Annotated in this window: 17 protein-coding genes; 2 read left to right on the forward strand and 15 right to left on the reverse strand. The window is 71.4% G+C overall.

From position 1 onward, the window contains the following. Positions 1-49: 49 nt before the first annotated feature. The 5 genes from IF54_RS0115780 to hisI all read right to left on the reverse strand — a co-directional run bounded on the left by IF54_RS0115780 (position 50) and on the right by hisI (position 3,490). Positions 50-490 carry a DUF2752 domain-containing protein gene (locus IF54_RS0115780; protein WP_030318895.1) on the reverse strand — a complete coding sequence of 147 codons (441 nt, stop codon included), beginning with the start codon at positions 488-490 and terminating at the stop codon, positions 50-52. A gap of 78 nt (positions 491-568) precedes the next feature. After that, the gene (locus IF54_RS0115785; RefSeq protein ID WP_030318897.1) at positions 569-817 is read right to left on the reverse strand and encodes an HGxxPAAW family protein; all 249 of its coding nucleotides are present in this window, start codon (positions 815-817) and stop codon (positions 569-571) included. A 91-nt stretch (positions 818-908) separates the two neighbouring features. Continuing rightward, complete coding sequence (locus IF54_RS0115790) at positions 909-1,550, reverse strand: TIGR02234 family membrane protein (protein WP_030318899.1); 642 nt, start codon at positions 1,548-1,550, stop codon at positions 909-911. A 51-nt stretch (positions 1,551-1,601) separates the two neighbouring features. Beyond that, positions 1,602-3,080 carry an anthranilate synthase component I gene (locus tag IF54_RS0115795; RefSeq protein WP_030318901.1) on the reverse strand — a complete coding sequence of 493 codons (1,479 nt, stop codon included), beginning with the start codon at positions 3,078-3,080 and terminating at the stop codon, positions 1,602-1,604. An 11-nt stretch (positions 3,081-3,091) separates the two neighbouring features. Further along, entirely contained in the window at positions 3,092-3,490 is a 399-nt protein-coding gene (gene hisI, locus IF54_RS0115800; protein WP_030318903.1) for a phosphoribosyl-AMP cyclohydrolase, read from the reverse strand. Positions 3,491-3,573: 83 nt separating this feature from the next. Here hisI and IF54_RS0115805 point away from each other — a divergent pair, with 83 nt between their 5' ends. Continuing rightward, positions 3,574-4,209 (forward strand): TIGR03085 family metal-binding protein, encoded by a 636-nt coding sequence (locus tag IF54_RS0115805; RefSeq protein ID WP_030318905.1) that lies wholly within the window; start codon positions 3,574-3,576, stop codon positions 4,207-4,209. A gap of 81 nt (positions 4,210-4,290) precedes the next feature. On the opposite strand, the gene IF54_RS0115810 is transcribed toward IF54_RS0115805, so the two are convergent. The 10 genes from IF54_RS0115810 to hisD form a co-directional block, all read right to left on the reverse strand. Then, positions 4,291-5,472 carry an MFS transporter gene (locus tag IF54_RS0115810; protein WP_420790364.1) on the reverse strand — a complete coding sequence of 394 codons (1,182 nt, stop codon included), beginning with the start codon at positions 5,470-5,472 and terminating at the stop codon, positions 4,291-4,293. A gap of 125 nt (positions 5,473-5,597) precedes the next feature. After that, positions 5,598-6,185 (reverse strand): ArsR/SmtB family transcription factor, encoded by a 588-nt coding sequence (locus IF54_RS0115815; protein ID WP_030318910.1) that lies wholly within the window; start codon positions 6,183-6,185, stop codon positions 5,598-5,600. A 125-nt stretch (positions 6,186-6,310) separates the two neighbouring features. Then, on the reverse strand, positions 6,311-7,066 hold the full coding sequence (gene hisF, locus IF54_RS0115820; protein WP_030318912.1) for an imidazole glycerol phosphate synthase subunit HisF: 756 nt from the start codon (positions 7,064-7,066) through the stop codon (positions 6,311-6,313). Further along, entirely contained in the window at positions 7,063-7,461 is a 399-nt protein-coding gene (locus tag IF54_RS0115825; RefSeq protein ID WP_030318914.1) for a RidA family protein, read from the reverse strand. The genes hisF and IF54_RS0115825 overlap by 4 nt, the downstream gene beginning before the upstream one ends. After that, on the reverse strand, positions 7,458-8,186 hold the full coding sequence (priA, locus tag IF54_RS0115830; RefSeq protein WP_030318915.1) for a bifunctional 1-(5-phosphoribosyl)-5-((5-phosphoribosylamino)methylideneamino)imidazole-4-carboxamide isomerase/phosphoribosylanthranilate isomerase PriA: 729 nt from the start codon (positions 8,184-8,186) through the stop codon (positions 7,458-7,460). Before priA ends, IF54_RS0115825 begins: the two co-directional genes overlap by 4 nt. Further along, positions 8,186-8,833: an imidazole glycerol phosphate synthase subunit HisH gene (gene hisH, locus IF54_RS0115835; RefSeq protein ID WP_030318916.1), complete on the reverse strand. Its 648-nt coding sequence runs from the start codon at positions 8,831-8,833 to the stop codon at positions 8,186-8,188. Before hisH ends, priA begins: the two co-directional genes overlap by 1 nt. Continuing rightward, a complete protein-coding gene (locus IF54_RS43005) occupies positions 8,830-8,994 on the reverse strand; it encodes a hypothetical protein (protein WP_020137490.1) in 165 nt (54 codons plus the stop codon). Before IF54_RS43005 ends, hisH begins: the two co-directional genes overlap by 4 nt. After that, entirely contained in the window at positions 8,991-9,584 is a 594-nt protein-coding gene (hisB, locus tag IF54_RS0115845) for an imidazoleglycerol-phosphate dehydratase HisB (RefSeq protein ID WP_030318918.1), read from the reverse strand. The genes IF54_RS43005 and hisB overlap by 4 nt, the downstream gene beginning before the upstream one ends. Beyond that, on the reverse strand, positions 9,581-10,687 hold the full coding sequence (locus tag IF54_RS0115850) for a histidinol-phosphate transaminase (protein WP_030318921.1): 1,107 nt from the start codon (positions 10,685-10,687) through the stop codon (positions 9,581-9,583). The genes hisB and IF54_RS0115850 overlap by 4 nt, the downstream gene beginning before the upstream one ends. Next, on the reverse strand, positions 10,684-12,009 hold the full coding sequence (gene hisD / locus IF54_RS0115855; protein WP_030318923.1) for a histidinol dehydrogenase: 1,326 nt from the start codon (positions 12,007-12,009) through the stop codon (positions 10,684-10,686). The genes IF54_RS0115850 and hisD overlap by 4 nt, the downstream gene beginning before the upstream one ends. Before the next feature lie 158 nt (positions 12,010-12,167). On the opposite strand from hisD, the gene IF54_RS0115860 reads away from it, so the two are divergent. After that, positions 12,168-13,745, forward strand: coding sequence for a hypothetical protein (locus IF54_RS0115860; RefSeq protein WP_030318924.1), 1,578 nt, complete (start codon positions 12,168-12,170; stop codon positions 13,743-13,745). Positions 13,746-13,808: the final 63 nt, after the last annotated feature.

Raw genomic sequence — 13,808 nt, forward strand, 5'->3', positions numbered from 1 at the left:
CTCGCATCCGGTTGACGTCGTTCCCACTACCTGGACATTCACCAGTTGATCAAGGATGAAGCCAGCCACCGAACGGCAGGTTCCGGACAACGGTGAAGACCAGCGCCAATGTCCCCACGGTCCACAGCTGCACGGGCCCGAGACCGAGCCGCAGCGGCCGTCCGCGCGCCGCGCGGACCACCCAGACGGTCCACAGCACGGCGAAGCCCAGATAGCCCACGACGGCCATCGCGTTGTCCTGGAGCGCGGCGAGGAAGTCGCCGTGGACAAAGGCGTGCGCGCTGCGCAGTCCGCCGCAGCCGGGGCAGTACAGGCCGGTGAACCGGTAGAGCGGACAGACCGGGTAGTGGCCGGGCTGGTTGGGGTCCACGGTCCCCACGTACGCGAAGGCCCCGGCGACGGCCGCGAGGATCCCGGCCGGGACGGCCAGCCGCCCCAGGAGTCCTTCGGGGGGCAGCGCTCGCTGCGTGTCGGCGTTCACGTCCGGCATTGTCCCCCGCCCTCTCCCCGAACGCGCGAGGGGCGGCCCCGGCGCTTCTGGCCGGACCGCCCCCTCACGCGGTGCGTGTCAGCTCTTGGCGTCCGCCGCTTCGGCCTTGGAGGTGACGAGCGGCTTGTGGGCGTCCTTGGGCATGCCCATCCCCATCGCGCTCATGATCCAGCCGATGATCCCGCCGATGACCACGATCGCCATACCGGCCCAGAACCCCGCCGGCTGGGCCATCACCATGAAGACGCCCGCGACGCAGAAACCGATGAAGGCGATAGTGACACCGGTCCAGGCGGCCGGGGTGTGACCGTGGCTGCTGCCCGCCATTGCTTGCTCCTAGGTGCTGAAGTACGTGATGTCGGGCCCATTCTTCCGTACGCGGGGTCCCGATGTGTTCGGGGGTCGCTTTGGTGCGGCGCTACGCCCCGGTCGGATCCTCCCCACGATCGAGCGCCTTCCAGATGTCCTCGGGCCGATCGGGATCCACGACGACAGCCTTACGACGTGCCCGGGGCACTCCGTCCCGCTCGTACCGCCCCGACATCGCGGGCCACAACCGCCCGTAGCGAAGAGCGAGCAACCCGGCGACAAGAATCAGCACGCCACCCACCACGGCCACATAGGGCCAGGCGGTGTGGCTCAGCGCGGTGACCGTCGCCGAGGTGTCGCCGGAGGCCTTCGCCGCCTGCTCGTCCAGCGCGGAGGAGTCCCCCGCCCCGATCAGCGCCGCCGTCACGATGCCGGCGCCGGAGAGCGCGAGCACCCCGGCGACCAGCAGCCGCCCGGCCTTGCGTACGGCGAAGACGGCGACGAGCGCGGCGAGGCCCACTATGGCGAGCGCGGCCGGGACACCGGTCACGTCGCTGCCCTTGGCGGTCAGCGGAAACGCGCCGCCGGCCACCGTCGCGGTGCCCTCCGACCATCGCTGACGGGTCGCGAGCAGCGCCACGGCCGCGCCGAGGGCACCGGCGAGCAGCGCTACGGCGAGACTGAGGCGGCCGGCCCTGGCGGGTCCTGCGGCTTCGGAACGGGGGTGAGGTAGGGCAGTCACGTACCCCACTATCACCCGAACCCCGGGCGAACGGTTACCCGGGGTTCCGTGAGAATCGCCCTACTTGCCCAAGCGGTTCGCGGTGTGTACGGCCCTGAGGACCGCCGCCGCCTTGTTGCGGCACTCGGTGTCCTCGGCGACCGGGTCGGAGTCGGCGACGATTCCGGCGCCTGCCTGGACGTAGGCCGTGCCGTTCCTGAGCAGGGCGGTGCGGATGGCGATCGCGGTGTCGGAGTCGCCCGCGAAGTCCAGGTAGCCGACGCAGCCGCCGTACAACCCCCGCCGGGACGGCTCGAGTTCGTCGATGATCTGCATCGCGCGGGGCTTCGGCGCACCGGAGAGGGTGCCGGCCGGGAAGCAGGCCGTGAGGACGTCGAAGGCGGTGCGGCCCTCGGCGACCTTGCCGGTGACCGTCGAGACGATGTGCATGACGTGGGAGTACCGCTCGACGGACATGAAGTCGACGACCTCCACCGAGCCGGGCTCGCAGACCCGGCCGAGGTCGTTGCGCCCGAGGTCGACGAGCATGAGGTGCTCGGCGCGCTCCTTCGGGTCGGCGAGCAGCTCGTCGGCGAGGGCCTGGTCCTCCTGCGGGGTCGCCCCGCGCCAGCGGGTGCCGGCGATGGGGTGGACCAGGGCGTGCCCGTCCTCGACCTTGACCAGGGCCTCGGGGGAGGAACCGACGACGTCGAAGCCGTCGAAGCGGAACAGGTACATGTACGGGGACGGGTTCGTGGCCCTCAGGACCCGGTAGACGTCCAACGCGCTTGCCGTGCACGGCGTCTCGAAGCGCTGGGAGGGGACGACCTGGAAGGCCTCGCCGGCCCGGATGCGCTCCTTGATGTCCTCGACGGCCGCCTGGAAGTCGGGGCCGCCCCACAGCGCGGTGTACTCGGGGAGCTCGGAGGGCGGGAGGACTGCCGGGGGCTGGGCCACCGGGCGGGACAGGTCCGCCTCCATGGCGTCCAGACGGGCCACCGCGTCCGCGTGGGCCTCGTCGACGCCGGTGTCGAGGTCGTTGTGGTTGATCGCGTTGGCGATCAGCAGGACCGAGCCCTCCCAGTGGTCCATGACGGCGAGGTCGCTGGTCAGAAGCATGGTCAGCTCGGGGAGCTTCAGGTCGTCGCGCTCGCCGGGGCCGATCTTCTCCAGGCGGCGGACGATGTCGTAGCCGAGGTAGCCGACCATGCCGCCGGTGAAGGGCGGCAGGCCCTCCTGGTGGGGGGTGTGCAGGGTCTCGATGGTGGCGCGCAGGGCGGCGAGCGGGTCGCCCTCGACGGGGACTCCGACGGGTGGGGTGCCGAGCCAGTGGGCCTGGCCGTCGCGGGCGGTGAGGGTGGCGGCGGAGCGGACGCCCACGAAGGAGTACCGGGACCAGGAGCGGCCGTTCTCCGCGGACTCCAGCAGGAAGGTGCCGGGGCGCTCGGCGGCGAGCTTGCGGTAGAGCGCGACAGGGGTGTCGCCGTCGGCGAGGAGCTTGCGCGTGACCGGGATGACGCGCCGGTCGGTAGCGAGCTTGCGGAAGGTCTCGAGGTCCATGGCGGCTGACCTTACTGATCCGAGGGGGCGGTACCGGAACCGGCGCCGTCCTTGAGGAGTACGTCGGCGTCGAAGCAGGTGCGCGCGCCGGTGTGGCAGGCGGCGCCGACCTGGTCCACCTTCACCAGCACGGTGTCGGCGTCGCAGTCCAGGGAGACGGACTTGACCCACTGGAAGTGGCCGGAGGTGTCGCCCTTGACCCAGTACTCCCGGCGGCTGCGCGACCAGTAGGTGCAGCGGCCGGTGGTCAGGGTGCGGTGCAGCGCCTCGTCGTCCATCCAGCCGAGCATGAGCACCTCACCGGTGTCGTACTGCTGGGCGATCGCGGGGACGAGCCCGTCGGCGCTGCGCTTGAGACGCGCGGCGATCTCCGGGTCGAGACTGCTGCGGGGCGGGGGCGTGCTGGTCATGACTGCCATTGTGCCGCGCGCCACTGACAGTGACCGTGGGGTGTCCACTGTGCGGACCGGTGAGACGGTCGTAGGCTGACTGCATGTCGACTTTCGCCAAGCGTGAACGACTTCTCCTCGCCGACCTGTTGGAGGCCGAGGGCCCGGACGCCCCCACTCTGTGCGACGGCTGGCTCACCCGCGATCTCGCGGCGCACGTGGTCGTGCGCGAGCGCCGCCCCGACGCGGCCGGGGGCCTGGTGATCAAGCAGCTCGCGTCCCGTCTGGACCGGGTGATGGCCGAGTTCTCCGAGAAGCCCTACGAGGAGCTGATCCAGCTCATCCGTACGGGCCCGCCGCGTTTCTCGCCGTTCCAGCTCAAGCAGGTCGACGAGCTGTCGAACACGGTCGAGTTCTACGTCCACACGGAGGACGTCCGCCGCGCCCGCCCCGACTGGACGCCCCGCGAGCTGGACCCGGTCTTCCAGGACACCCTGTGGTCCCGCCTGGAACGCACCGCCCGCCTCATGGGCCGCAGCGTCCCCACCGGACTGGTGCTGCGCCGCCCGGACGGCCAGACAGCGGTGGCCCACCGCGGCACCCCGGTCGTGACGGCCACCGGCGAACCCTCCGAACTCCTGCTGTTCCTCTACGGCCGCCAGAGCGCGGCCAAGGTGGACCTGGAGGGCGACAAGGAAGCAATCGCCAAACTCCACGAGGCCAAGGAACTCGGAATCTGAGGGGCGGGACGGGGGGCGGGACTCGTCAAGCCGCCCCCGCCGTGCTGGCCCTGGCGAGCCCTCCGCCCCGACCCGAACGGTTCACGTTGGGAGTTCGGCGCGCCGCAGGTTCCGGGCGCACAGGGCGACGAGCCCGCCGAGGCCGCACACCGCCGCGCTGGTGACGAACACCGGGCCGGTGCCCCAGGTGCCGATCGCGGCGGCGGACAGCGGCATGCTGAGCGGTGCGAAGCCGAGGCTGACCAGTGCGGCCACGGCGGTGACCCGGCCCAGGTAGGCAGGGTCAGCCTGGGTCTGGAGCAGGGCGCCGCACAGGGCGCCGCTGAGCCCGGCGAGCAGTCCGATCAGCAGGGCGACTCCGGCGGCCGCGAGGACGCCGGGGACGAACGCCAGGGCGCCGATGGCGACCGCCCCGCCGAGGCAGGCGTACACCATCACGTGCCCGGCGTGCGGCACGCGCCCGCGCACGGCCAGCACCAGCGAGGCGAGGCTGGCCCCGGCTCCGAACCCGCCCAGCACCCAGCCCATCCCGGCGGAACCCCAGCCGCGCTCGTCGGCGAGCAGCGTCAACCCGACGTTGAGCGGCCCGACGAAGCCGAGGTCGCCGAGGGCGACGGCGAGCATCAGCGGGGCGAGGACCCGGTGCCGGCGGATGTACCGCAGCCCGATCCGCAGGTCGCTCCAGGCGGAGCGGACGGCGCCCGCCGCGGGGTTCTCGCCACCGGTACTCGGGGCGGCAGCCTGCCGGTCCGGCTCCCGTATCCGCACCGACACCAGCAGCGGCACCGATATCGCGATCAGCAGTCCCGCGAAGGCGAACGCGGACGCCGCTCCCCCGACCGCCACCGCGAGGCCACCGAGCGGGCCCCCTACGACACTGGCGAAGCGGATGCCGAGCCCCCGCATGCCCTGGACGCGGGTGAACTGCCCACGGGTCGTCACGCGCGCGGGGAGGGCTCCCACGGCCGGCATGAAGACGGCGTCGACGGTCCCGAACACGAACGCCAGCAGGGCCAGCGCCCACAGACCGGGCTCTGCGAGGTACAGCAGTGCCGCCACCGCGAGCACCGCCGCACAGCGCACCGCGTCACTGCCGATGACGACCCTGCGCGGCCCGAACCGGTCTGCGATCACCCCGCCGGCCAGCATCAGCAGGGCCCGCGGCAGCGCGCTGACCGACATCACGACTCCGGCCTGAGCCGGTGTGCCGGACTGGACGGCCGCCCAGGACAGGGCGATGTAGTACACGCTGTCGCCCGTCATCGAGGCGGTGTAGGCGGCGAGCCAGCGCAGGACGTTGCCGTCGCGGTGGGCCGGGGTCTCGACGGCGTCGGCGAGCGACGGGGGCAGGGTGTCGGTGGAGGTCACTGCTGGGGCCCTCTCGGAGATCAGACGCGGAACGGGAAGCCGTACACGTGCAGCGCGACGTTCTCGCGCCCCTCGCTGTCGCCGGCGGCCTCGGCGGCCCGGCCCTTTTCGTCGTACTTCCTGGCGAGGGCCAGCAACTCCTCGCGCAGTTCGTCCAGTTCACCGGCCGTCAGCCGCAGCAGCGACTCGCTGTCCGGGGCGGCCGCGTTCCACTCGGCGCTCCAGGTGGGCCGTTCGTCGAGGTAGCGGCGGTACATGTCGGCACGCTGCTCGTGGAAGAGCCGGGTGGCCGCCAGGTGTGCCGCCGCCCGCTCGGGCGCGTCCCGGAAGTCCCGGTCACGGATGCTCACGCCCTCGGACGAGGGCTGCCACCAGCGTTCCCGGCCGTCTCCGCTCTGCGCCTCGGCCTCCTCGATCAGCCCGTGCTCGGCCAGCTTGCGCAGGTGGTAGCTGACCAGGGACACGGCCTCGTCGACCTGGTCGGCGAGGTGGGAGGCGGTGGCGGCCCGTGTCACGCAGAGGCATCGGTAGAGCTTCATCCGCAGCGGATGGGCCAGCGCCTTGAGAGTGCCGAGGTCGGTGATCGGGCGGTTCTGCTCGTGTGACATGACCCCGATCGTAGATACGAAAGAAAAGTTGCACAATATTTCTTGCGCAACTTTTCTTGCGCGTCTCCGTGGGAGAAAGCCCCGGCCACCGACACCGGCGACCGGGGCTCAAGCCGAGCGTGGCGTCACCTCACCGGGTGGCCCGCCTCCCTCAGCGTGTTCTTCACCTCGCCGATGCGCAGGTCGCCGAAGTGGAAGACCGAGGCTGCCAGGACCGCGTCCGCGCCCGCTTGGATGGCCGGGGGGAAGTGGTCCAGCTTTCCCGCGCCGCCGGAGGCGATCAGGGGGACCGTCACGTGCTTGCGGACGGCCTCGATCATCTCCAGGTCGTAGCCGTCCTTGGTGCCGTCCGCGTCCATCGAGTTGAGCAGGATCTCACCGGCGCCCAGTTCCGCGGCCCGGTGCGCCCATTCGACCGCGTCGATGCCGGTGCCCTTGCGACCGCCGTGGGTGGTCACCTCGAAGGAACCCGTCCCGGTGCGCCGCGCGTCCACCGACAGCACCAGCACCTGCCGGCCGAACCGCTCGGCGATCTCGCGGATCAGGTCGGGACGGGCGATGGCCGCGGTGTTCACGCCGACCTTGTCCGCGCCGGCCCGCAGCAGCTTGTCCACGTCCTCGGCCGTACGGACACCGCCGCCGACCGTGAGCGGGATGAAGACCTGCTCGGCGGTGCGGCGCACCACGTCGTACGTGGTCTCGCGGTTGCCCGAGGACGCGGTGATGTCCAGGAACGTCAGCTCGTCGGCGCCCTCGGCGTCGTACACCTTGGCCATCTCGACGGGGTCGCCCGCATCGCGCAGGTTCTGGAAGTTGACGCCCTTGACGACCCGGCCGTTGTCCACGTCCAGGCAGGGGATCACTCGTACGGCGAGGGTCATGGCGCGCTCTCTCCTCGGAACGCCTCCACCTCGACCTCGACGACCAGGCTGGGGTCCACGAAGCCGGAGACGATGATCAGGGACGCGGCGGGCCGGACGGCGTCGAACAGCTCCTTGTGGGCGCGGCCGACATCGTCCACGTCCCGGGCATGGGTGATGTACATGCGGGTCCGCACCACGTCGTCCCGGCCGAGCCCCAGCTCCTTCAGCGCCGCGAAGGCGACGTTGAAGGAGTTGACCGTCTGCTCGTACGGACCGCCTCCGGCGATCTCGCCGTCCACTATCGAGGTGCAGCCGGAGACCAGCACCAGGCCGTTGGGGAGTTCCACCGCGCGGGAGTACCCGAAGGTCTCCTCCCAGGGCGCGCCGGTCGCGACGCGTCGCAGATCGCTCACTGAGCCACCGCCTCCAAAGCCTCTTCAAGGGTGAACGCCTTCGCGTACAGCGCCTTCCCGACGATGGAGCCCTCGACACCGAGGGGAACCAGCTCGGCGATGGCCCGCAGGTCGTCCAGCGAGGACACGCCACCGGAGGCCACCACGGGACGGTCGGTCGCCGCGCACACGTTGCGCAGCAGCTCCAGGTTGGGGCCCTGGAGGGTGCCGTCCTTGGCGATGTCGGTGACGACGTACCGGGCGCAGCCCTCCTTGTCGAGCCGCTCCAGCGCCTCGTAGAGGTCGCCGCCCTCGCTGGTCCAGCCGCGGCCCTTGAGGGTCGTACCGCGCACGTCCAGGCCCACCGCGATCTTGTCGCCGTGCTCGGCGATCACCTTCGCGACCCACTCCGGGCTCTCCAGGGCGGCCGTGCCGAGGTTCACCCGGGTGCAGCCGGTGGCGAGGGCGGCTGCCAGGGAGGCGTCGTCGCGAATGCCGCCGGACAGCTCGACCTTGATGTCCATCGCCTCGGTGACCTGGCGGACCAGCTCCCGGTTGTCGCCGGTGCCGAAGGCCGCGTCCAGGTCGACCAGGTGCAGCCACTCGGCGCCCGAGCGCTGCCAGGACAGGGCGGCCTCCAGCGGGGAGCCGTACGAGGTCTCCGTGCCGGACTCGCCGTGCACGAGGCGGACCGCCTGGCCGTCGCGGACGTCCACGGCGGGAAGGAGTTCGAGCTTCGAGGGCATCAGAGGGTTCCGATCCAGTTGTTCAGCAGCTGCGCACCGGCGTCGCCGGACTTCTCGGGGTGGAACTGGGTGGCCCACAGGGCGCCGTTCTCCACGGCGGCCACGAAGGGCTTGCCGTGCGTCGACCAGGTGACCTTCGGCGCGGTCATCGCCTTGTTGTGCGTCTCCAGCGACCAGTCGTGGACGGCGTAGGAGTGCACGAAGTAGAAGCGGGCGTCCGCGTCCAGGCCGGCGAACAGCTGGGAGTCGGCCGGCGCGTCGACGGTGTTCCAGCCCATGTGGGGCACGACGTCGGCCTGGAGCGGCTCGACCGAGCCGGGCCACTCGTCGAGGCCCTCGGACTCCACGCCGTGCTCGATGCCGCGCGCGAAGAGGATCTGCATGCCGACGCAGATGCCCATGACCGGGCGCCCGCCGGACAGCCGGCGGTCGATGATCCAGTCGCCGCGGGCCTCGTGCAGGCCCTTGATGCAGGCGGCGAAGGCACCGACGCCCGGCACCAGCAGACCGTCGGCGTTCATGGCCCTGTCGTAGTCGCGCGTGATCTCGACCTCGGCCCCCGCGCGCGCGAGGGCCCGCTCGGCGGACCGCACGTTGCCGAAGCCGTAGTCGAAGACGACGACCTTCTTCGACGGGGAGGCGCTCAACTCCACACCTCCAGCCGCATGACGCCGGCGACCAGGCACATCCCGGCGGCGATGGAGAGCAGGACGATCAGGCTCCTGGGCATCTTCTGCTTGACGAAGGAGTAGATGCCGCCGGCCAGGAAGAGGCCGACGACGATCAGCAGGGTCGACAGGCCGTTCACAGCGCGCCCTTCGTGGAGGGGAGGATGCCGGCCGCGCGCGGGTCACGCTCGGAGGCGTAGCGCAGGGCCCGGGCGAGCGCCTTGAACTGGCACTCCACGATGTGGTGCGCGTTGCGCCCGTACGGCACGTGCACGTGCAGCGCGATCTGGGCCTGGGCGACGAAGGACTCGAGGATGTGCCGGGTCATCGTGGTGTCGTACTCGCCGATCATCGGCGCCATCTTCTCGGGCTCGGTGTGCACGAGGTACGGGCGGCCGCTGAGGTCCACCGTCACCTGGGCGAGCGACTCGTCCAGCGGGACCGTGCAGTTGCCGAAGCGGTAGATGCCGACCTTGTCGCCGAGGGCCTGCTTGAAGGCGGCGCCGAGGGCGAGGGCGGTGTCCTCGATGGTGTGGTGCGAGTCGATGTGCAGATCGCCCTCGGTCTTCACGGTGAGGTCGAACAGACCGTGCCGACCGAGCTGGTCGAGCATGTGGTCGTAGAAGCCGACGCCTGTCGACACATCGACCTTTCCGCTGCCGTCGAGATCGATCTCGACGAGCACCGAGGTCTCCTTGGTCACTCGCTCCACGCGTCCCACGCGGTTCATGTGCTCTGCTCCTTCGTCAACTCACGGACCGCGTCGAGGAACGCGTCGTTCTCTTCGGGGGTGCCGGCGGACACCCGCAGCCACCCCGGAATGCCGTTGTCCCGGACCAGGACGCCCTGGTCGAGGATCTTCTGCCAGGTCACGTGCGAGTCGTCGAAGCGCCCGAACTGCACGAAGTTCGCGTCCGACTCCACGACCTCGAACCCGAGCGCCCGCAGCTCGCTCACCAGCCGGTCCCGTTCGGCCTTGAGCTGCTCGACGTACTTGAGCAGCGTGTCGGTGTGCTCCAGGGCGGCCAGGGCGGTCGCCTGGGTGACGGCCGACAGGTGGTAGGGCAGCCGTACGAGCTGCACGGCGTCCACGACCGCCGGGTGCGCGGCGAGGTAGCCGAGCCGCAGCCCGGCCGCGCCGAACGCCTTCGACATGGTCCGCGAGACGACGAGATGCGGCCGTCCCTCGATGAGCGGCAGCAGCGAGTCGCCGTGGCTGAACTCGATGTACGCCTCGTCGACCACGACCATGGACGGCTTCGCCGCCTGGGCGGCCTCGTACAGCGCGAGGACCGTCTCGGGCGGGACGGCGTTGCCCGTCGGGTTGTTGGGGGTCGTGATGAACACGACGTCCGGCTTCTCGGCGGCGATGGCCTGCACGGCCGCCTCGACGTCGATCGTGAAGTCCGCATTGCGGGGACCCGGGATCCAGCCGGTGCCGGTGCCGCGCGAGATGAGCGCGTGCATCGAGTACGACGGCTCGAAGCCGATCGCCGTACGGCCCGGTCCGCCGAAGGTCTGGAGCAGCTGCTGGAGGACCTCGTTGGAGCCGTTGGCGGCCCACACGTTGGCCAGGCCCACCTCGTGCCCGGAGGTGTCGGTGAGGTATTCGGCGAGCCGCGTGCGCAGTTCCACCGCGTCCCGGTCCGGGTAGCGGTTGAGGTCGCGAGCCGCCTCGCGGACACGCTCGGCGATGCGCTCGACCAGCTCTTCGGGCAGCCGGTAGGGGTTCTCGTTGGTGTTCAGCCGTACGGGGACGTCCAGTTGGGGCGCGCCGTAGGGGGACTTGCCGCGCAGCTCGTCCCGTACGGGGAGGTCGTCGATGCCGGTCACTTGCTCTCGGGAACCTTCCAGTCGAACCGTGCCTTGATCGCCGCGCCGTGGGCCGGCAGGTCCTCCGCCTCGGCCAGCGTGACCACGTGCCGGGCGATGTCGGCGAGCGCGTCGCGCGTGTAGTCGACGATGTGGATGCCCCGCAGGAAGGACTGCACGGACAGTCCGGAGGAGTGGCAGGCGCAACCGCCGGTCGGCAGCACGTGGTTGGACCCGGCCGCGTAGTCGCCCAGCGAGACCGGGGCCCAGGGGCCGATGAAGATCGCGCCCGCGTTGCGCACCCGGTCGGCCACCGCGGCCGCGTCCGCGGTCTGGATCTCCAGGTGCTCGGCGCCGTAGGCGTTGACGACCCTGAGGCCCTCGTCGATGCCGTCGACCAGGACGATCGCGGACTGCCGGCCCTTCAGCGCGGGCACGATCCGGTCCTCGACGTGCCGGGTGGCCGCGACCTGCGGCTCCAGTTCCTTCTCGACCGCGTCCGCGAGTTCGATGGAGTCGGTGACCAGGACGGCGGCGGCCAGCGGGTCGTGCTCGGCCTGGCTGATCAGGTCCGACGCCACGTGCACCGGGTCGGCGGTGGAGTCCGCGAGGACCGCGATCTCGGTCGGGCCGGCCTCGGCGTCGATGCCGATCTTCCCGGTGAAGTACCGCTTGGCGGCGGCGACCCAGATGTTGCCGGGGCCGGTGACCATGTCGGCGGGCGGGCAGGACTCGGTGCCGTACGCGAACATCGCGACGGCGGTCGCGCCGCCGGCGGCGTAGACCTCGTCGACGCCGAGGAGCGCGCAGGCGGCGAGGATCGTGGGGTGCGGGAGGCCGTCGAACTCGGCCTGCGCCGGGGAGGCGAGGGCGATCGACCCGACGCCGGCCTCCTGCGCGGGCACCACGTTCATGATCACGGAGGACGGGTAGACGGACCGGCCGCCCGGCGCGTACAGCCCGACCCGGTCGACCGGCACCCACTTCTCGGTCACGCTGCCGCCGGGCACGACCTGGGTCGTGCGGGTGGTCCGGCGCTGCTCGCGGTGGACGAGACGGGCGCGGCGGATGGACTCCTCCAGGGCCTCGCGCACGGCCGGGTCGAGCTCTTCGAGCGCCTTGTCGAGCGCCGCCCGGGGCACCCGCACCCGGTCCAGGCGCACCCCGTCGAACTTCTCGGCGAAGTCGATCAGCGCCGCGTCACCCCGATGATGCACGGCCTCGCAGATCGGACGCACCTTCTCCAGGGCGGCCGAGACGTCGAAGTCGGCTCGGGGCAGCAGGTCGCGCAGGGCGGGGCCCTCGGGGAGGGCGTCGCCGCGCAGATCGATTCGGGAGATCACAGGGCCAATTCTCTCAGACCCGCATCGGCGGCCGTCCGCGCATTCCAATGGCTGATACGCAACCCGGAAGATCCCCTTCACGTCTAGCGTTCGAGGGGTTACTCACCGGGCATGAACGGTCGTACGCATCCCACGAGCCGCAAGGAGCTGGACTAATCGTGACCGAGGGGGCCGGCATCCGCGACGGAGACCTGCCGGACGATCTGACCGCCGCCGAGGCCGGCATGTGGCAGGCCTTCCGCAACGGCACCGTGTACGACCTGAGCAGCGGCGACACCGTCGTCGACGATCCGCACGGCGGACATCCCTGGGGGCCCGAACGGACGGTGCGGGCGCGCATCATCTGCTGGCTGCTCCTGGACGGGCCTCCGGCGCTGGCAGGCCGGGTGGCGTCCCTGAAGCTCACCGGTGTGCAGGTCAGCGGCACCCTGGATCTCGCGGGCGGCACGATCGTGCCGTACCTGGAGATGAAGGGCTGCCGCTTCGAGCGGGAGATCCTGCTGCCCGAGGCCCGCTTCACCACCGCGCGGTTCGTGGACTGCTCGGTGCCGCGCCTGGAGGCGGCCCGGGTGCACACCGAGGGCGATCTGCATCTGCCGCGCTGCCGGTTCCACAACGGCGTACGGCTGACCGACGCGCACATCGGCACGGATCTGCTGATGAACCAGGCGATCGTCTACCGCGACCGCAGCGGCCGTTCGATCGCCGCGGACGGCATGACCGTCGGCCAGGACCTCCAGGCCGAGCTCCTGGAGTCGCACGGCGAGCTGAGCCTGCGCAGCGCCACCGTCGGCGTCTCGCTGAGCCTGCGCGGCGCCCGCCTGAACAACCCGTACACCCGGCTCGCGCTGAACGCCCCGCAGCTGACCGTCGAGCGCACCCTGTACCTGACCCCGGCGGGCGTCGGCGCCTCGATGCTGAGCGGGGCGACGCCCGCGCGCGGGACGCGGATCCAGCGCTTCGAGTGCCAGGGCGGGATCCGGCTGGACGACGGGCGGTTCGGGGACGCGGTCGACCTGGAGCGGGCCCGGTTCACCTTCACCGACGAGCAGGAGCTGTCGCTGCGCCGGATCCAGGCCCCGGAGCTGCGCTTCCTCGGCGAGAAGCCGCAGCGCGGCAAGGTGGTCCTGTCGGGGGCCCGGGTCGCCAACCTGGTGGACCGGGCGACCGCCTGGCCTGGGCCCGGCAACCTCCACATGGGCGGCTTCGTCTACGAGAACCTCGTCCCGCACGGCCCCTTCCCGCTGGCCGAGCGCCTGGACTGGGTGGCGGCGGCGACCGCCGAGTACAACCCGGAGCCGTACGAGCGGCTCGCCGCCGTGCTGCGGGCCGGGGGCGAGGACGAGGACGCGCGCGAGGTGCTGCTCGCCAAACAGCGCCGGCGCCGGGAGACGCTGCCCCCCGCGGCGAAGTTGTGGGGCTATGTGCAGGACTGGACGGTCGCCTACGGGTACCGGCCCGGCCGGGCCGCCGTCTGGATGGCGGTGCTGTGGGCGGCGAGCTCGGTGGCGTTCGCACACGCGAGCCATCCACCGCTCAAGGGCGGCGACCATCCAGCCTGGAACCCCGCCCTGTTCGCCCTGGACCTGCTGCTTCCGGTGGTCGACCTGGGGCAGGTCGGCTTCTGGCAGCTGAGCGGCGGCTGGCAGTGGCTGGCGGCGGTGATGGTTCTCCTGGGCTGGATCCTGGCCACCACGGTCGCGGCCGGGGCGACCCGGCTGTTGCGGCGGAATTGAGGAGGTCCACGGTGCATAACGTGAACAAGGGTCAGCTCTTTACCTCTCCTTGACCATCCGCCG

The organism is Streptomyces sp. NRRL B-3229, from assembly GCF_000719505.1.
Lineage (GTDB): Bacteria > Actinomycetota > Actinomycetes > Streptomycetales > Streptomycetaceae > Streptomyces > Streptomyces griseorubiginosus.